19 protein-coding genes and 1 pseudogene are annotated in these 17,853 nt (G+C 73.1%); 9 read left to right on the top strand and 11 right to left on the bottom strand.

Annotated features, from left to right (window positions below):
• Window positions 1-15: 15 nt before the first annotated feature.
• Window positions 16-4,530: a cation-translocating P-type ATPase gene (locus KSK32_RS12270; protein WP_216931359.1), complete on the bottom strand. Its 4,515-nt coding sequence runs from the start codon at window positions 4,528-4,530 to the stop codon at window positions 16-18.
• A 159-nt stretch (window positions 4,531-4,689) separates the two neighbouring features.
• On the opposite strand from KSK32_RS12270, the gene KSK32_RS12275 reads away from it, so the two are divergent.
• The 4 genes from KSK32_RS12275 (at window position 4,690) to KSK32_RS12290 (ending at window position 8,108) form a co-directional block, all read left to right on the top strand.
• A complete protein-coding gene (locus tag KSK32_RS12275) occupies window positions 4,690-6,066 on the top strand; it encodes an MFS transporter (protein WP_216931360.1) in 1,377 nt (458 codons plus the stop codon).
• 420 nt (window positions 6,067-6,486) lie between these two features.
• Window positions 6,487-7,266, top strand: coding sequence for an SDR family oxidoreductase (locus KSK32_RS12280; protein ID WP_216931361.1), 780 nt, complete (start codon window positions 6,487-6,489; stop codon window positions 7,264-7,266).
• A 36-nt stretch (window positions 7,267-7,302) separates the two neighbouring features.
• Window positions 7,303-7,500, top strand: a complete 198-nt coding sequence (locus KSK32_RS12285; RefSeq protein ID WP_013283252.1) for a hypothetical protein — start codon at window positions 7,303-7,305, stop codon at window positions 7,498-7,500.
• Window positions 7,501-7,559: 59 nt separating this feature from the next.
• Window positions 7,560-8,108, top strand: a complete 549-nt coding sequence (locus KSK32_RS12290; protein WP_216936032.1) for a YbaK/EbsC family protein — start codon at window positions 7,560-7,562, stop codon at window positions 8,106-8,108.
• A gap of 36 nt (window positions 8,109-8,144) precedes the next feature.
• Here KSK32_RS12290 and KSK32_RS12295 read toward each other — a convergent pair whose 3' ends face one another.
• From KSK32_RS12295 to KSK32_RS12330, 8 genes are all read right to left on the bottom strand, one after another.
• Window positions 8,145-8,777, bottom strand: a complete 633-nt coding sequence (locus KSK32_RS12295) for a DsbA family protein (protein WP_216931362.1) — start codon at window positions 8,775-8,777, stop codon at window positions 8,145-8,147.
• Between the two features lie 20 nt (window positions 8,778-8,797).
• Window positions 8,798-9,223, bottom strand: coding sequence for a SufE family protein (locus KSK32_RS12300; protein ID WP_013283255.1), 426 nt, complete (start codon window positions 9,221-9,223; stop codon window positions 8,798-8,800).
• 78 nt (window positions 9,224-9,301) lie between these two features.
• Window positions 9,302-9,721 carry a CBS domain-containing protein gene (locus KSK32_RS12305; RefSeq protein WP_216931363.1) on the bottom strand — a complete coding sequence of 140 codons (420 nt, stop codon included), beginning with the start codon at window positions 9,719-9,721 and terminating at the stop codon, window positions 9,302-9,304.
• A gap of 54 nt (window positions 9,722-9,775) precedes the next feature.
• Complete coding sequence (locus KSK32_RS12310; RefSeq protein WP_216931364.1) at window positions 9,776-11,545, bottom strand: proline--tRNA ligase; 1,770 nt, start codon at window positions 11,543-11,545, stop codon at window positions 9,776-9,778.
• 85 nt (window positions 11,546-11,630) lie between these two features.
• A complete protein-coding gene (locus KSK32_RS12315; protein ID WP_216931365.1) occupies window positions 11,631-12,395 on the bottom strand; it encodes an ABC transporter permease in 765 nt (254 codons plus the stop codon).
• Window positions 12,392-13,174 (bottom strand): ABC transporter ATP-binding protein, encoded by a 783-nt coding sequence (locus KSK32_RS12320; RefSeq protein WP_216931366.1) that lies wholly within the window; start codon window positions 13,172-13,174, stop codon window positions 12,392-12,394. Before KSK32_RS12320 ends, KSK32_RS12315 begins: the two co-directional genes overlap by 4 nt.
• Window positions 13,171-13,548 (bottom strand): DUF1048 domain-containing protein, encoded by a 378-nt coding sequence (locus KSK32_RS12325; RefSeq protein ID WP_216931367.1) that lies wholly within the window; start codon window positions 13,546-13,548, stop codon window positions 13,171-13,173. Before KSK32_RS12325 ends, KSK32_RS12320 begins: the two co-directional genes overlap by 4 nt.
• Window positions 13,549-13,550: 2 nt before the next feature.
• Complete coding sequence (locus tag KSK32_RS12330; protein WP_216931368.1) at window positions 13,551-13,898, bottom strand: PadR family transcriptional regulator; 348 nt, start codon at window positions 13,896-13,898, stop codon at window positions 13,551-13,553.
• Between the two features lie 120 nt (window positions 13,899-14,018).
• On the opposite strand from KSK32_RS12330, the gene KSK32_RS12335 reads away from it, so the two are divergent.
• Window positions 14,019-14,786 carry a class I SAM-dependent methyltransferase gene (locus KSK32_RS12335; protein ID WP_216931369.1) on the top strand — a complete coding sequence of 256 codons (768 nt, stop codon included), beginning with the start codon at window positions 14,019-14,021 and terminating at the stop codon, window positions 14,784-14,786.
• Here KSK32_RS12335 and KSK32_RS12340 read toward each other — a convergent pair.
• Both KSK32_RS12340 and KSK32_RS12345 read right to left on the bottom strand, forming a co-directional pair.
• Window positions 14,761-14,955, bottom strand: a complete 195-nt coding sequence (locus KSK32_RS12340) for a DUF397 domain-containing protein (RefSeq protein WP_216931370.1) — start codon at window positions 14,953-14,955, stop codon at window positions 14,761-14,763. The two genes, KSK32_RS12335 and KSK32_RS12340, sit on opposite strands and share 26 nt — an antisense overlap.
• On the bottom strand, window positions 14,946-15,749 hold the full coding sequence (locus KSK32_RS12345) for a helix-turn-helix transcriptional regulator (protein WP_216931371.1): 804 nt from the start codon (window positions 15,747-15,749) through the stop codon (window positions 14,946-14,948). Before KSK32_RS12345 ends, KSK32_RS12340 begins: the two co-directional genes overlap by 10 nt.
• Before the next feature lie 95 nt (window positions 15,750-15,844).
• On the opposite strand from KSK32_RS12345, the gene KSK32_RS12350 reads away from it, so the two are divergent.
• The 4 genes and pseudogenes from KSK32_RS12350 (at window position 15,845) to KSK32_RS12365 (ending at window position 17,808) form a co-directional block, all read left to right on the top strand.
• On the top strand, window positions 15,845-16,180 hold the full coding sequence (locus tag KSK32_RS12350) for a hypothetical protein (RefSeq protein WP_216931372.1): 336 nt from the start codon (window positions 15,845-15,847) through the stop codon (window positions 16,178-16,180).
• Window positions 16,177-16,728, top strand: a complete 552-nt coding sequence (locus tag KSK32_RS12355) for a putative immunity protein (protein ID WP_216931373.1) — start codon at window positions 16,177-16,179, stop codon at window positions 16,726-16,728. The genes KSK32_RS12350 and KSK32_RS12355 overlap by 4 nt, the downstream gene beginning before the upstream one ends.
• Window positions 16,725-17,241, top strand: a pseudogene (locus tag KSK32_RS12360) (putative immunity protein). The gene KSK32_RS12355 and the pseudogene KSK32_RS12360 overlap by 4 nt, the downstream one beginning before the upstream one ends.
• Window positions 17,242-17,355: 114 nt before the next feature.
• Window positions 17,356-17,808 (top strand): SigE family RNA polymerase sigma factor, encoded by a 453-nt coding sequence (locus KSK32_RS12365; RefSeq protein ID WP_289256549.1) that lies wholly within the window; start codon window positions 17,356-17,358, stop codon window positions 17,806-17,808.
• Window positions 17,809-17,853 lie beyond the last annotated feature (45 nt).

Here is a 17,853-nt window from a genome sequence, read left to right on the forward strand (position 1 = left end):
CCGGGCCGCGTCACCTCAGGCGTCTTGCCCTTCGCCGGACCCCTGATCGGGACGCCCATGCGAACCGGGCTGCGGCAGGCGGTCCACCAGCCTGGTCAGCGCGCCGTTGGCGAACGTCGCGCCGAGCGCCGAGCCGGTGGCGATGGTCCAGCCCACCGGGCCGAGCGGGGTGCAGCCGAAGAAGTGGCTGACCCCGGGCGTCTGCACCACCGCCACGAGTACACCGACCGACGCGGCGGTGGCGGCGAGCACGCTGGGGCTGGTGCCGCCGGCCAGTACGGTCTGGCCGAGCTGGGTGCCGATCAGCGAGGCGAGCGCGACCGTGCCGGCGCGCCGCTGGGTGCCGGTCCACCGGGCGATCGTCCAGCCGGCGGTCGCGCCCAGCGTGGTCGACGCCGCGCGCAGCCCGATCTCCCGGGTCATGGTGACGCCGAGCGACGAGTCCGGCCCCTCCCGGAGCAGGTGGTCGGCGCTGTCGTCGGCGGGCGGGCGGACCGCGATGGCGAGCGCGGGTGCCAGGTCGGTGAGCAGGTTGACCAGCAGTAGTTGCCGGCCGTTCAGGGCGGACCGGCCGGTCGCGGCGGCGGTCAGCACGCTGAACGCGATCTCACCGAGGTTTCCGCCGACCAGGATGCTCAGGGCGTGCCGTACCGACGACCACATGGCCCGTCCCTCGACGAGCGTGGCGATGATCGTCTCCAGCCGGTCGTCGGTGACCACCAGGTCGGCGGCGGCGCGGGCGGCCGGTGTGCCGCGCTGGCCGAGCGCGATGCCCACGTCGGCGAGCCGGATCGCGGGCGCGTCGTTGGCGCCGTCGCCGGTCATCGCGACCGTGCGGTCCTGGCGCTGCAACGCCTGGATGATCCGTACCTTGTGCGCGGGCGTGCAGCGCGCCACCACATCGGTGGCCATCAGGCGCTCGGCGAGCGCCGCGTCGTCCAGCCGGTCCAGGTCGGTGGCGGTGACCACGCGCTGGCCGCCGTCGTCCGGGCTGATCGCGGCGGCGATCGCCTCGGCGGTGGCCGGGTGGTCACCAGTGATCATGACGGTGTGCACGCCCGCGGCCCGGATCCGGGCCACCGCCGGCCGAGCGCTCTCCCGCACCCCGTCGGCGAGCGTCAGGAAACCCACGAAGACCAGCCCGTCGACCTGCTCGTCGCTGACCTGGTCCGTGGAGACCGGGCACTCGGCCACGGCGAGGATGCGGTGCCCGGCACCGGCCCGACCGGCCAGCATGGCTTGCACCTCCTCGCGTCCGGCCGCGTCCAACGGACGGTCACCCTGGGCGGTGCGCCGGGACGCGCAGCGCGGCAGCACCGACTCGGGGGCGCCCTTCACGCTCAGCAGCAGGCCGTCGGCGGCGCGCCCGACGAAGGCGCTGTAACCCCGGGACGGCTCGAACGGCAGCCCGGCCGTGGCGGTCCAGCCCGCCGCACCGGTCCGCTCGTCCACCCCGGCGGCGTCCGCGCCGTGGCGTACCGTGCGGTCGGTCTGCTGCGGCAACTCGTCCGGGTCGTCAGCGGCCGGGGTGGCCCGCACCGCGGCGGCCAGCGTCGACCGGAGCGGCTCGTCGAGTTCGTCAAGTGCGGCGTACCGGCCGTCGCCCGCACCCACCCCCGCCAGCAGCAACTTCCCCTCGGTGAGCGTGCCGGTCTTGTCGAAGCAGAGCACGTCGACCCGGCCCAGCGCCTCGATGGTCCGGGGGTTGCGGACCAGGGCGCCGTGCTCGGCCAGCCGCCGCGCCGCCGCCAGCTGCGCGGCGCTGACCAGGAACGGCAACCCCTCCGGCACCGACGCCACGGCCAGGTTCGCGGCGGTCGCCGCCGTTTCGGCAAGGGGTACGCCCCGAAGCAGCCCCGCTCCGGCGACCGCGATCGCCGAGGCGGCCGCAAGGGGTACGGCGCTGCTGGTCAGCTTGCCGAGCCGCGCCTCCACGCCACTGGCGGGCGGGGCCTGCCGGGCCATGGCGAGGCTTCGCCCGGCCTCGGTCTGGGATCCGGTGGCCACCACCACCGCGGTGCCGAGCCCGGCAGCGACAGTGGTGCCCTCGAACAGCATCGAGTGCCGGTCGGCGATGGCCGCCGCCACCACCGGTTCCGGGCTCTTCGCCACCGGCAGCGACTCGCCGGTCAGTGACGACTCGTCCGCCTCCAGCCCGTCGCTCGTCAGCACCCGGCAGTCGGCCGGTACGGCGTCGCCGGAGCTGACGGTGATCACGTCGCCGCGTACCAGCTCCTCGGCGGGCACCACGCGCTCGGTGCCGTCGCGCAGCACCCGGGCGGTGACCGCCGAGCGGGACAGCAGCTCGACGAGGGACCGTTCGGTGTTGCGCTGGTGCACCGCGCCGACCAGCGCGGAACCGCCCACCACGCCGCCGACCAGTGCGGCGTCGACGAGCGAGCCGAACGCGGCGGAGAGCGCCGCGCCGGCGGCCAGCACCGGGGTGAGCGGGTTGGACAGTTCGTCGACGAACGACCGGAGCAGCCCGGCCGGCCCGTGCTCGTCGCCGACCTCGACACGCCGGCGTCGGGCCGCCTCCTCCTCGGTCAGCCCGGACGGACCGGTGCCGAGCTCGTCCAGGACGGTCTGCGCCGGCATGAGGTGCCAGGCGGTGAGCGCGGGCATCGGGGCGCCGGTACGGTCCGGCAGCCGGTGCGCCCGGAACACGCCGTGCGCGAATGCGAGCGCCGCGGCGCCGTTCACGGCGGCGAGCGTCCGGCCGGGCAGGCGCCGGCGGTCGGCGGTGAACGCGCCGAGCGCGCCGAGCCCGCTGCCGGCCATGGCGATCCGGATGTTCTGCTCGGTCGTCCGGCGGGCCACCCCGGCGGCGTCCACGAGCAGGGCGGGTACCCGCAGGTCGTCGCCGACGAGCAGGTGCGCGCCCCACGGCGGCAGGTCGTCCGGGCCGTGCACGCCGAGACCGCAGTCGGACACGGCGAGCGCCGACCGCTCACCGGAGACCACCATCACCACCGCGCCCTCGCGTTGCAGGTCGCGCACCGCGTCGGCGAGCCGGGCCCCACCGGGCACGAGCAGGTCCGCGAAGTCGTACCGGCCGTCGTCCGCGCCGCCGACCACGAGCCGCAGGCCCGCCTGCCGGGCGGCCGACGTCAGCGCGTCCACGCCGGGCGCGGGCTCCGGTTCGACCCGCAGTACGGCGGCGAGCCGGCCGTTCTCGGCCAGCCCGAGCAGCTGCCCACCGTCGGCGCGCAGCCGGGCGCTGTCCGGGGTGTCCCCGGGATCGTCGGCGCCGAGCCGGTCCAGAGGGCCGATCCGCCAGCCGTCGCCGGTGCGTACCGCGTCCGGCTCGGCCGGGTCGAACAACGCGAACGCCCGGGCGGCGACGTGCCCGGTGTCGGCGTCGGCCAGCGGCGCGAGATCGGCCAGGATCCCCCGGTCCGAGCCGAGCACCGCCGCGTCGAGCACCACCGTGTCGATCCGGTCCAGCTCCCGCAGCACGGTGCGGTCCATCGCGATCACGCCGCGCCGGGCGAGCATCAGGCCGAGTTGGGCGCCGTACCCCTCGCGTCCGGAACCGGGCGCCTTGGGCAGCGAGGACAACGCCAGCGCGGCGGCCCGCTTCGGCCCCAGCACCGGCAGCGCCGCCGCCCCGGCGACCGCGGCGGCCGGTAGCACCCGCTTGGCGTAGCGCTCCGGCTGCCCGTCCGGCACCGGGCACGGCCGCTCGCCGTCCGGCACCCGGGCGATCGCGTGCTCCGGAGCGCCGGTCAGGCGCGGCTCGGCCCGCCGCCATGCCGCCAGTTGAGCAGTGCCCTCGCCCCACTGCACGATCCGATGCGCGCCGTCGAGCACGATCCCGGCCCAGCCGCCGGTGAGACCCTGCACCACCGCCTCGGCCAGCGGGAACAACACCTCGGCGCGCGGGTCGGCGCGGATGCCCAGCCCGGCCAGCGCGTGCAGCTTCGGGTGCAGGTCGACAGCGCTCAGCAGTCCGGCCACCTCGGCGGGAATCGGGGTCAGCGGCAGCACCCGGGTGGCCGCGGAGATGCCCAGCCCGAGCACGTCGGACAGCAGCGCGCCCAACGTCCGCGCCGTGCGCGGACCGTCCTCGGGCGGCTGCGGCGGATCGATATCCGGGTCCGGCTCGTACGGGCAGGTCCGCTCGACGCGCGCCACGGTGGCGATCAGGTCCCGTAGTTTCGGTGCGGGTTCCCCGGTTGCGACCACCACCCGGCCGGACGGCGCGTTCACCCGCGCCCAGTCCACCCCCGGCATCGACTCCAGCGCCGCCTCGACCTGGCGGGCGAGCCGGTCACCGCCGTCCTGGCAGACGCCGTGCACCTCGATGTGGTGGCGGCCGTCCTGGGACGACCACACCCGGCGGCTGGTCAGCCCGGTGAGTCGGGCCAGCCGGGCCGCGGCCGTACCGACGCTGCCCGCCACCTCGGTGACCCGGGCCGGCACGGCGTCAGTGGGCAGGGCCGACCCGACGGTACGCGCGACGCGCGCGGCGGTCTCCGGCACGACAGTCGGTGACAGCAGGAGACCGGCGAACCGTCCCAGCGTCATCTCGCCTCCCGGTCTCGTCCCGGCGGCCCGACTTCCCGGGGCGGCGTCCGTTATGCCACCCCGACGGCAGAAGTTTCCGGCGTCGCCCCGCCGCTTCCGCCGGACGAGACGCGCGACACAGTTGACCTCAACCGGGGGTGAGGTCCGAGGCTGAACGCCATGACCAGCACCACCGCCGTACCGGCTGATCCACCTGTCGACCTGTGGTCGCCGCGCCTGCGGGCGATGACGGTGGGCAGCGTCGCCCTGGTGTCCCTGCTCGCGTTCGAGGCGCTGGCGGTGGGCACCGCCATGCCCACTGTGGCGCGCAGTCTCGACGGGCTCGGCCTGTACGCCCTGGCGTTCGGCGGTTCGTTCGCCTCCGGCGTGGTGGCGATGGTCGCCTCCGGCATCTGGTGCGACGCGCGCGGGCCGCGCCCGGCGATGTGGCACGGAGTGGTCTGGTTCGTCGCCGGGCTGGTGGTGGCGGGCGCCGCGACGACCATGGAGGTGCTGGTCGTCGGGCGGGTGGTGCAGGGCTTCGGCTCCGGACTGGTCTCGGTGGCGCTCTACGTGGTCGTCGGTCAGGCGTACCCGGAGCAGTTGCGGCGGCGGATCTTCGCCGCGTTCGCCGCGGCCTGGGTGGTGCCGTCGCTCGTCGGCCCGGCGCTGGCCGGACTGATCGTGGAACACCTGGGCTGGCGGTGGGTGTTCCTCGCGGTGCCGGCGGTGGCGATCCCGGCGGCGCTGCTGGTCCAGCCGGGGCTGCGGGCACTGACCGCCACCGTGGCGACCCGGCCGCCGGCGGGCGCGCTTGCCCGGATCGGCTGGGCCTGCGGGGCGGGGGCGAGCGCCGCACTGCTGCACTACGGGGGGCAGCAGCGCGGCGTGTTCGCCGCCGGCCTGATCGCCGCGGCGCTGGCCGGGTTGCTTGTCTGCGTACCGCATCTGCTGCCGGCCGGCTTCCTGCGCGCGGCCCGGGGACTGCCGACGGTGATCGGCCTGCGCGCGCTGGCCTCGGCGGCGTTCGTCGCCGCCGAGGTGGTGATCCCGCTGATGCTGTCCCGGGAGCGTGGCTTCTCGCCCACCGGCGCCGGTCTGGTGCTGACCGTCGGGGCGCTGTCCTGGTCGGTGGGCTCGTGGATCCAGGGGCGGATCGGCTCACCCCGCTCGGCGGCGACCTTGCCCCGGGCCGGGCTGGCCTGCATCACGATCGGTACGGCGGGCGTGGCGTCGGCGCTGGTGCCCGGACTGCCGGTGCTGCCGGCCGTGCTCTGCTGGGCCGTGGCCGGGTTGGGCATGGGTCTGCTCTATCCGTCGCTGTCGGTGCTCACCCTGGAGCAGTCCGCGCCGGCCGAGCAGGGCCGCAACAGTTCCGCGCTGCAACTGGGCGACTCGCTCGCCGCCGCCACCGTGCTGGCGCTCACCGGCGCGGTCCTGGCCGCCGGTGCGTCCCCCGGCCCGGCCGGCTTCGCGACCACCCTGGCCGTGGCCGCCGCCTGCGGCCTGCTCGGCCTGGTTCTGGCCGGTCGAGTGGTGCCCAGCCCGGCCACCTGAAGCGGCGCCGGTTCTGCCGTCCGTCACGTTTGGTGACGCCACCGCTCGGAAGGCATCACCGGAAAGCGATATGACTCCTGGTCATATTCATGACTGAGAGGTATATCGCTCAGAGGGTGCACGTGGTCCGCGTGGACCTCACTCGCCGTCACGAGCGAGCCGAATTCAGCCTCCGCCGTCCTCCTCGTGCCGCAGGATCGGTGGGTGCGTGGGGTGGCGTTGTCCGGCCCGACGGCGCGCGTCGCCGCCGGTCGGCGCCCCACCGCCCTGGACGCGGCGCTGGGTGGTCACGATCCGCGCCCGAACTCCGTCCTGGATCCGGTCGGACGAAGTGTCGACGGCGCGAAGCCGCCGCGACGCGGGCGGAGCCGGCGGGGAACGACGCGCACGGCGGGTGCGGCGTGAGCGGGAGGAGTGGCGATGCGGGTACTGGTGACCGGGGCGACCGGGCGGCTCGGACGGGTGGCGGTGCCGCGGCTGCGGGACGAGGGCTTCACGCTGCGGGCGGTCAGCCGCCGGGCGCGTACCGGGGACGGGGTCGAGTGGGTGGCCGCCGACCTGGCCACCGGCGCCGGGCTGGCGGAGGCGGTCGCCGGGATGGACGCCGTGCTGCACCTGGCCTCGTCGCCGAACCGGCGTACCCACGACATCGACGTGCTCGGCACCCGCCGGCTCGCCGTGGCCGCCGGTCACGCCGGAGTGCGTCATCTGGTCTTCGTCTCGATCGTCGGCGTCGACCGGGTGCCACTCGGCTACTACCGGCACAAGCTCGCGGCCGAGCAGGTGGTGGCCGCCGGGCCGGTGCCGTGGAGCGTGCTGCGGGCGACCCAGTTCCCGGAGTTCCTGGAGGGCCTGCTCAGCGGTGCGAGCCGCCTCGGCCCGGTGATCGGGGACCGGGCGGTGCTCGCCCAGCCGGTCGACCCCGCCGAGGTGGCGGACCGGCTCGCGGTCCTGCTGCTCGCCGGGCCGTCGAACCGGGTGGAGGACTTCGGCGGACCAGAGGTGCTGCGCTTCGACGAGGCGGCCCGTGCCTGGCTCGCGGCGCGCCGGGTACGCCGTCCGCTGCTGCCGGTCCGGATCCCCGGCCGGCTCGGGCGGGAGCTGCGCGCGGGTGGTCTCACCACGACCGCCACGCCGACCGGTGCCCGGACCTGGGCCGACTACCTCGCGGACACGTACGGGGGAACCGACGGAAGGTGAGAACCGGTCGGATCCGCACCGGCCTACGGTGAGCGCATGCTGGTCTTCGTCGCCACAGTGGTCCTCTACGTCTTCGGTTTCGTCTTCCTCTACGGCGTGATCCGGGTCGGCGTCCGGCACGGCATCGAGGACGCCGAGGCGAACCGTCCCGAGGTGCTGCGCCGCCGGCAGCTCACCACCACCGAGAGCCGGGACTTCGCCCAGGAGAACGCGTTCCTCACCAACCCCAACTGAAGGGCGCGGGCGGGGCCCGGCCGGTCGGCCCGCCGGAGGGGTGCGAGGATCGCGGCATGATGGGGACGCTGAAGACGGAGCCGGCCCGGACCCGGCTCGACCTGCTCGCCCCGCCGGTCGCCGCCGCGGTGCAGGCGTGGCCGGACGAGGCCCCGGTGGACGTGGACGACGTGCTCGTCACTCCGATCGACGCCGACCTGGCCGACACCGCCGCCTTCTGCGAGGCGTACGAGGTGGGGCTGGAGGAGTCGGCCAACTGCGTGGTGGTCGCCGGTAAGCGCGGCGGTGAGACGCGGTACGCGGCCTGTGTCGTGCTCGCCACCACCCGCGCCGACGTGAACGGCGTGGTCCGCAAGCTGCTCGACGTGCGCAAGGCGAGCTTCGCGCCGATGGCCGAGGCGGTGGAGCTGAGCGGCATGGAGTACGGCGGCATCACGCCGATCGGCCTGCCGGTGGACTGGCCGATCCTCGTCGACTCCCGGGTGATCGCCGCGCCGCATGTGATCATCGGCTCGGGCGTACGGCACAGCAAGATCGCCCTGCCCGGGCCGGCGCTCGGTGCGCTGCCCGGGGCGAGGGTGGTGGAGGACCTGGCCAGACCGGCCTAGGCCCTCATCCGCATCGATCTTGTTCCACGTGAAACATCAGGCTGCCGCTTCGCGTTGAGCCACCTCGCGCAGCGCGGCGAGCAGCGTCTCCGGCTCCTGGGCGCCGGTGACCGCGTACTTCCCGGCCAGCACGAACGTCGGCACGCTGGAGACACCGAGCTGGTGGGCGGTGCTCAGGTCGGCGGCGACCTCCCGGCGGCCCAGGTTCGACTCCAGGTACTGCCGCGCCTCGGTCTCGTCCAGCCCGGCCTCGCCGGCCAGCGTGACGAGCGCGTCGACCGAGCCGACGTCGACGCCGTCGTGGAAGTGCGCCCGGTAGAGCCGCTCGACCGTCTCGGCGGAGCGCCCGTGCTCGGTGGCGAAACGCACCAGCCGGTGCGCGTCGAACGTGTTCGCGGCCACCGCGCGGTCGAACCGCAGGTCCAGGCCCGCGCCCGCGGCGACGCCCGTGACGTGCGCGGCCATGCCCTCGGCCTTGTCCCGCCCGCCGAACTTGTCGCCGAGCGCCTCCAGCAGCGGCTTCGGCTCGGTGACCGGCGTCGGGTCGAGCTGGAACGGCCGGAACCGGACCGTCACCTCGCCGTCGTACGACTCCAGTGCCTGTTCCAGCCGGCGCTTGCCGATCCAGCACCAGGGGCAGACCACGTCGGCGTAGATCTCGATGTCCATGACCAGCGACAACCCGCGGGTCAGGAAATCTGTTCCCGGACCTGGCGCTTGAGCCGGGCCAGGATGGCGGTGCCACCGCGTACCCGCAGCGGGCTGATCGCCTGCGCCAGGCCCATCCGCTGGTAGAGGTCGTCGGGTACGGCGAGCACCTCCTCGGCGCTCGCCCCGGCCAGCCCTTCGGCGAGGATGCCGGCGAACGCCCGCGTGGTGGGCGCCTCGGGCGGACAGTCGAAGACAGTGCTCACGGTCTTGTCCGCGTTCACCTCGGCGCGCAGGAAGAACGCGGTCTGGCACTCGGGGACCTGCTCCAGCTCCTCCCGGTTCACACCCTCGGGCAGGGGCGGGATCACGTCCGCGAACTCCAGCAGCATCTCCAGGACGACGTCGCGGGGCGCGGCGGCGAACTCGTCGACGATCTCGGCCAGCTTGGTCGGCATCTCGGGCATGGGTCGAGGCTATCCGCCGCCGCGCGTCGCCACCCGGTGGTGCCGGGCGGGGCCCCGCCGCGCGTGCGGGGCCCGCGCTCACACGTTCGGCGCGGCCTCGCTGATGTCGCTGAGCGCCGACTGGGGGTCGAGCTGCATGGCGAGGTCACCGAGGGAGACGATGCCGACGAGCTTGCGGTCGCTGTCGCACACGAGCACCCGGCGGATGTTGCGCTCGCGCATCAGCGCTGCCGCCTCGTTCGCCGTGCAGTGCTGCTCGATCATCACCACCTCACGGGTGATGATCGAGCCGATGGTGGTGGTGCCGGGGTCGGCGCGCTCGGCCACCGCCCGGACCACGATGTCGCGGTCGGTCAGCATTCCGGCCAGCGTGGCGCCGTCGGTCACCACCACGTCGCCGATGTCCGACTCCTTCATCACCCGGGCCGCCTCGTCCAACGGGGTCTCCGCCGGGAGGTAGACCACCTGCCTGGTCATCACGTCACTGACGCGGAACATGAGAGCCTCCGAACGCTTCGGTCGATCCGTCTGCGGTACCCGGTGGCGCGATCGCTACACCCCGTCGCGGCGCGTCGCGCCCACCTCGTCGCGCAGGCGCTCCACGATGGCCTCCACCGGTAGCTCGGTGCGCTCGCCGGTGGCCCGGTCGCGCAGTTCCACGTACCCCTCGGCCAGGCGGCGGCCGACCACGACGGCGCGCGGGATGCCGATCAGCTCGGCGTCGGTGAACTTCACCCCGGCGGACACGTGCGTGCGGTCGTCGACCAGCACGCGCAGGCCGGCGGCGGCGAGGCGCCCGCCGAGGTCGAGCGCCGCGTCGAGCTGCGGCCCCTTCCCGGCGGCGATCAGGTGTACGTCGCACGGCGCGACAGCGGCCGGCCAGACCAGTCCTCGGTCGTCGTGGTGCTGCTCGGCCACCGCGGCGACCGCCCGGGACACGCCGATGCCGTAGCAGCCCATGGTGGGCCGGACCGGCTTGCCCTCGGGGCCGAGCACGTCGACCGCGAACGCGTCGGTGTACCGGCGTCCGAGCTGGAAGATGTGCCCGACCTCGATGCCCCGCCGGATGGTCAGCTCGCCGTCGGCGCAGGCCGGGCAGGGGTCGCCGGGCCGTACCTCGGCGGCCTCGATCGTGCCGTCCGGTACGAAGTCGCGCCCGCACACCACGTCGGTGGCGTGCCGGCCCTGCTCGTTCGCCCCGGTCAGCCACGTGGTGCCGGGCACGACGCGCGGGTCGACCAGGTAGCGGATGCCGTGCTTGGCCAGGATCTGCGGTCCGATGTAGCCGCGGACCAGTTCGGGGTGCGCGTCCCAGTCCTCGAAGACCGTTACGGTGGCCGGGGCGAGCACCGCCTCGACCCGTTTGAGGTCCACCTCGCGGTCGCCGGGCAGGCCGATCACCAGCGGTTCGCCCTGTTCGGCGCCGGGCCGGCGGACGGTGAGGACCACGTTCTTCAACGTGTCGGCGGCGGTCCAGCCGGTGCGCCCGCCCAGCTTGCGGGCCTCGGCCAGCTCGACCAGAGCGGTGATGGTGGGTGTCTCCGGGGTGTCGTGCACCTCGGCGGGCGGGTGCGCGTCGGGGTCACCGGCGGCCGGGGCGCGGGTCACCACCGCCTCGGTGTTCGCCGCGTAGTCGCAGGCGGTGCAGCCGACGAACGTGTCCTCGCCGACCGGCGTGGCGGCCAGGAACTCCTCCGACGCGGACCCACCCATCGCGCCGGACATCGCGTGGACGGTGGTGAAGTCCAGCCCGAGCCGGGTGAAGACGCGCTCGTAGGCGGCCCGGTGCCGGTCGTACGCCGCCCGGAGCCCGGCGTCGTCCAGGTCGAACGAGTAGGCGTCCTTCATCAGGAACTCGCGCCCGCGCAGCAGACCGGCCCGGGGACGCGCCTCGTCGCGGAACTTGGTCTGGATCTGGAACAGCGTCACCGGGAAGTCCCGGTACGAGGTGAACAGGTCCTTCACCAGCAGCGCGGCCAGCTCCTCGTGGGTCGGCGCGAGCAGGTGGTCGGCGCCCTTGCGGTCGGCGAGCGTGAAGATGTCGTCCCCGTACTCGGTCCACCGCCCGCTGGTCCGGTACGGCTCGGCCGGGAGCAGCGCCGGGAAGTGCACCTCCTGGTCGCCGATCGCGGTCATCTCGTCCCGCACGATCGCGGTGATCCGGTCCAGCACGAGCTTGCCCAGCGGCAGCCAGGTGTAGCCGCCCGGCGCGGCCCGGCGGACGTATCCGGCGCGCAGCAGCAGCCGGTGGCTCGGCACCTCCGCATCGGCCGGGTCCTCGCGCAGGGTCCGGAGCAGCAGGGTCGACGTGCGCAGCAGCATTGCCGCAGCGTACGGCGAGCGCTTGTGCCCCTGCGATCCCTTTCCGCGCTCGTGGCGGGTGAGGTTGTCACAGGGGCGGATGCGCCTAGCTGACCTTCCTGCGGTAGATCGCGGTTGCGGCGGCGTAGGCGGCCAGGAGCAGGCCGACGCACCAGGCGAGCGCGATCCAGACGTCGTGGCCGACGGGTTGCTGCGCGAAGATCGCGCGGAGAGTGTTCACGATCGACGTCACCGGCTGGTTGTCGGCGAACCACGCGACCGGGCCGGGCATCGAGTCGGTGGGGACGAACGCCGAGCTGATGAAGGGCAGGAAGATCAGGGGGTAGCTGAAGGCGCTCGCGCCGTCGACGGTCCTGGCGGACAGGCCCGCGATCACGGCGATCCAGGTGAGGGCGAGGGTGAACAGGATCAGGATGCCGGCGACGGCGAGCCAGCCGGCCACCGATGCGCCCGTCCGGAATCCCATGACCAGCGCGACACCTGTGACGATCACGAGCGAGGCCAGGTTGGCGACGAGTGAGGTCAGGACGTGCGCCCAGAGCACGGAGGGCCGCGGGATCGGCATCGACTGGAAGCGCTCGAAGATGCCGCCCTGCATGTCGAGGAACAGGCGGTACGCCGTGTAGGCGATGCCGGATGCGATCGTGATGAGGAGGATGCCCGGGAGCATGTAGTTGATGTACGACCCGCCGGAGCCGGTGTTGATGGCTCCACCCAGCACGTACACGAAGAGCAGCATCAGCGCGACGGGGGTGACCGCCGTGGTGATGATGGTGTCCGGGCTGCGGAGGATGTGACGCAGGGAGCGGCCGGTCAGGGTTCCGGTGTCGCTCAGGACGTGGGTGGTCATCGCGATTCCTCTCCCGAGGTCTGGCCCACGAGGGCGAGGAAGACGTCCTCAAGGGTCGGTTGCTTCTCGACGTACTCGACCTTCGCGGCCGGGAGGAGTTGTCTCAGCTCGGCGAGAGTGCCGTTCTGGATGATCGTGCCCCGGTGCAGGATCGCGATCCGGTCGGCGAGTTGCTCGGCCTCGTCGAGGTACTGGGTGGTCAGCAGGATGGTGGTGCCGTCCTCGGCGAGCTGCCGTACCGTCTGCCAGACCTCGATGCGGGCCTGCGGGTCGAGGCCGGTGGTCGGCTCGTCGAGGAACACGACCGGCGGGTTGCCGACGAGGCTCATCGCGATGTCCAGCCGCCGGCGCATGCCGCCCGAGTACGTCCCCGCCCGGCGGTTCCCGGCGTCGGTGAGCGAGAAGCGGGCCAGCATGTCGTCGGCGATCGCGGCCGGGTTCTTCAGGTGGCGGAGCTTCGCGACCAGGATCAGGTTCTCCCGGCCGGTGAGCACTTCGTCGACGGCGGCGAACTGGCCGGTCAGGCTGATCGACTTGCGTACCTCGGCGGGAGCCGAGGAGACGTCGAAGCCGTGGACGGTCGCGGTGCCGCTGCTCGCCTTCAGCAGCGTGGCCAGGATCCGCACCAGCGTGGTCTTTCCGGCGCCGTTCGAGCCGAGCAGAGCGAAGATGCTTCCGGCGCTCACCTCGAAGTTGACGCCTCGCAGCACGTGCAAGTCCTGGTAGGACTTGGTGACGCCCCGCACTCGGATCGCGGGTTCGCGCGTCGCGGTGGTCATGCGAGCTTCTCCCCGCTGTTGCCGGAGGCGGCGTCGATCGCCTTGCGGAGGCGCTCGCGCTCCTTGTCGATCCACTGCCTGCCGGAGTACGCGGACACGAAAGTCTCGGCGAACTCGACCGGGTCGTCGCCGACGATGGCGCGGACCGGCGTGCCGTCGGTGGCCGCACGCTCCCAGAGGTCGACGAAGTCGCCGAGCATCGTGATGAGCGTGTTCCCGTCCTCGATCCCGCCCTGGTACATGAAGTACCGCTGGAGCGCCTTGGCGGCGCTGCGGTGCGGCTCCGGCAGGGCCTCCATGCGGGCCATGTGCTGCTTGTACTGCTTCTTCTGGTCGAGCGATCCGACGAGCGTCTCGATCCACTTCGCGGCCATGGTCATGCTCCTTCGTCGTGTGGGTTGTCGGTGTCACGAAGTTGTGCGATGCGCTCCGTCAGGACGCTCCACGTCCCCCAGAACTCGTCGAGTTGCTCCCGCCCCTTCGCGTTGAGCGAGTACACCTTTCGCGGGGGGCCCTTCTCGGAGGGAACCTTCTCCACGTCCACGAAGCCGCGTTGCTCGATGCGGACGAGCAGCGCGTAGATCGTGCCTTCCGCGATGTCCGAGAATCCGCGGTCGCGCAGCCACGCGGTGATCTCGTAGCCGTACGCGGACCGGCGGGCCAGGATCGCCAGGACGATGCCTTCGAGAGTGCCCTTCAGCATCTCGGTCATCTGATTGCCCATGCCCTCGTCTCCTCGCTACCAAGCGACGCTGAGTACCAGTAGAAAGTAACACTAGGTACCGGTAGCTAGCAACACTTGATACCGAGGTCTCCGGAGAACCGCTTCCTCTACGTTTGACGGATGACCACCACTCCGTCGGCTCGTGCCGTGAGTCAGTACGCGACGACCACCGGCAACCTGACCGCCCGCATGGCGCTGCACTCGTACGGCACGAACCCGCAGAGCTGGTTCGCCTGGCTCGGCGAGCGGCTGCCGCTGTCCGGCGACGTGCTGGAGGTGGGCGCCGGCACCGGCGAGCTGTGGCACCGGGTGAGCCATCGGGGTCGGCTCACGCTCACCGACTTCTCAGCCGCCATGTGCGCACGGCTACGCGAGGTGCCCGGGGCGCGGGTGATGCGCTGCGACGCCACGTACCTGCCGATCGGCGACGGCGCGGCCGACGCGGTGATCGCCAACAGCATGCTCTACCACCTGGACCACCCGGACGCCGCGCTGCGCGAGTTCGCCCGGGTGCTGCGCCCCGGCGGGCGGGTCGCGGTCGCCGTGAACGGCCGCGACCATCTCGCCGAGCTGGATGCGCTCGGCCCGGTGATCGGGCGTCCCGACCTGGCCGTACGGTTCCACGACCGGAACGACGTCACCGCCGAGGCGACACCCGCACGGGTCGCCGCCCACTTCGACGACGTGACTGTCGAGCGCTACCCGGACGAACTGGGGGTGCCCGCCGTGGGGCCGATCCTGGCGTACATCGCCAGCATGATCGGGCCGCTCACCGCCGCGCAGGAGGCGGCGGCCCGCGCCGCGATCCAGGCCCGCATCGACGCCGAAGGCGCCTTCCGGGTACGCAAGCACACGGTGCTGATCAGCGCGGTGCGCGGCTCCCGCTGAACCGGACGAAGGCACGCCAGGCGTCCGGCGTGAAGATGAGCACCGGCCCGCCCGGATCGTTGCTGTCCCGCACCCCGACCACCCCGGCCAGATTGTCCGCCACCTCGACACAGTCGCCCTGGGTGCCGCTGCGGGTGGACTTCCGCCAGATCGCTCCGGTCAGCTCCACGAGGTCATCACGTCCTTCATCAGCTCGACCGACTGCCGGCGCGGCAGTGCCTCGCTGCGGACACTCTCCCATCTGGACAGCAGAATAGCCACGTCCTCGTCCTTGTCGACCACGACGCCGCCGAGTTGGTTCTCCAGGTGACCGACCCAGCCGCCGTCTGTTCCCCGGGCCAGCGCGAACGGTCCAACCAGGCCGACATGCACGGTGACCGAGGTCGGCACGATGTGGATGTCGACGTGCGGGCGCTCGGCGCACTCGACGAGGTGCGCGATCTGCTCGGCCATGAGTCCGCGATAGCCCTCGTCGGCGCGGCGCAGGACGGACTCCTCGATGACGGCGATGTACTTCGGACGATCCGGGTCGGAGAGGATCGACTGCCGGTCCAGCCGTACTCCGAGTCGCCGTTCCACCTCGTCATCGGTGATCAGGTCGTCCGTGCGGATCATGGCTCGGGCGTAGTTCTCGGTCTGGAGCAGTCCGGGCACCAGCGTCGGTTGGTAGGTGCGCAACTGCTGCGCCTGGCGTTCGGCTTCGAGCCAGGGGCGGAACCAGCTCGGCTGGCCGTCGCGCTCGGCAAGCTTGAGCAGCGACATCAACAGCCCGCCGGTGCCGAGCACCTCGTCGGCCCGGGCGAGGAAGAACCGGTCGAGCGGCCGGTGGCCCAGTTCGACGGCCGACACCTGGGAGCCGGAGAAGTGCACGAGCCTCCCGAACTCCTCCTGGCTCAGCTCGGCCCGCACTCGCAGCCGCCGCAGTTGCGCGCGGATCAGCTCGGCGGTCGGTTCGTTCTCCACACGCCCTCCCCAGTCGGCCGCCGGTCTCCCGGTCTCTCCCCGGACCGGCCGGGACGGCTTCCGAGCGTAGTGGTGTCGTCAGCAGACTGTCACGCATGAACCTTCCCGTACCGCGGCTCGGGCCGTACCCCGATCGGCCCCGCCCCTATCCGCCGGACCACCCGGCCCACCTGCCGATCCGGCCGCTCTGGCTCTGCCGCGCCTGCGGCGGACCGTGGCCCTGCGCCCAGGCCCGCCTGCTGCTCAAGGTCGAGTACGCGGACCGCCCTGTCGACCTGGCCGTCTACCTGTCCGGGCTCTACCACGAGGCCACCCACGACCTGTTCCGCCTCAACCCGCAGGACGGGCCGACCCCGCGCGAGCTGTTCGAGCGGTTCGTCGGCTGGGGCCCGTACCGGCGAAGCATCACCGATACGATGCCCGCGACATGACAGCGCCCGGGGACTTCGACCTGACGACTGATGAGCTGCGCGAGGTGGCGCGGTACGCGGTCCGGCACGCGGAGGACGTCCTCCCGGTCTACGAGCGGGCGGTTCCCGGTGACCCGCGTCCCCGGGCGGCTGTCGACGCGGCCTGGACGTTCGTGCGCGGCGCCGCCCGGACGAAGCTCCAGCGGGTCACGTCCCTCGACGCGCATCGCGCCGCCCGGTCCGCGCCCACCGAGGCCGCGCGCCTGGCCGCCCGGGCCGCCGGTGACGCCGCGGCGGCCGCCTACCTGCACCCCATCGCCAAGGCCACCCAGGTCGGTCACATCCTGCGGGCGGCCGCCAACGCCGCGCGCGTTGCCGAGCTGGAGGCCGGCGGCGACGAGACCATCGGGAACTCGCAGGTGGACCGGTCCCGGCTGCGCGCCACACCGGTGCTGGTCGACGTGCTCCGCCGCTATCCGCCGCTGACCGGCGGCGGCAGCCGGGTCGCCCGGCTGATGAGCGCCCTCGACCACGACCTGCGCCGCGCCGGACCGGAGGCCGCGTCGTGATCCTGCCGAAGGTCCGCGACCCCCGGTTCACGACGATCCGCCGGGGCGGCACGCTCACCGAAGAGCACCACCATCTGCTCGCGCTCTGGGCCGCCACCTGCGCCGAGCACGTCCTCGGGCTGTTCGAGGCGGTCCGGGCCGGACGACACGCGTCCGCGCGAGGCGATCGAGCACGTGCGCGCCTGGGCGCGGGGCGAGGTCCGGATGATGGCGGCGCGTGCGGCGGGCGGTCACGCCATGGGCGCGGCCCGGAACCTGCGCGGGGCGGCACGCAACGCCGCGTACGCCGCCGGTCAGGCCGCCGTCGTGGCCCATGTCGCCGCCCACGAACTCGGCGCCGCCGCGTACGCGATCAAGGCGGTACGCGCGGCGGCGCCCGCCGGTCTCGGCGAGGCGGCCGGGCGCGACGAGTGCCGGTGGCAGCGCGACCGGCTCCCGGCGGAGATCCGCGACCTGGTCCTGGACGACCAGCGCCTGCGCAATGACATCTGCTGGTCGGTCTTCGACTGCTGACACCCGCCCGGGTCCGTCCAAAAGAGTCAGCGGCGGCGGCAACCATGGCGTGGACGGGTGGCGTCTCGGAAGGCGTCACGCTGATGTACCACCTGACCTCAAGGACCGGCTCGTGTGGACCCTCTCCTGAATGAGTTCGACCTGTTCGTCCGAACTCGCACCCCCGCGTTACTGCGATCCGCCTACCTGCTGACCGGCGACCAGCATCTGGCCGAGGATCTCGTCCAGTCCGCGCTCGCCCGTACCCACCGTGCCTGGAACCGGTTGCACGAGACCGGCAACGCGGAGGCGTACACCCGGAAGATCATGTACCACCTGCAGGTCTCCTGGTGGCGGCGCCGCCGGGTGGCCGAGTCGATGCCGGGAGACATGCCCGAGCCGCGCGGAGGCGACTCGGGCCCCGACCACGCCCAGCAGACCACACTCCGGCTGACCCTCCGGGCCGCGCTGGCCCGGCTGTCCGCCAAGCAACGGGCCGTACTGGTCCTGCGGTTCTTCGAGGACCGCACCGAATCCGAGGCCGCCGAACTGCTCGGCGTGACCGTCGGCACTGTCAAGAATCGTTAGAAGCTATGGTCGATGTTGCCGACACGAACGTCGATCTAGGGGGAC

Origin of the sequence: Micromonospora sp. WMMB482, assembly GCF_019038635.1 — a bacterium.
Classification (GTDB): domain Bacteria; phylum Actinomycetota; class Actinomycetes; order Mycobacteriales; family Micromonosporaceae; genus Micromonospora; species Micromonospora marina.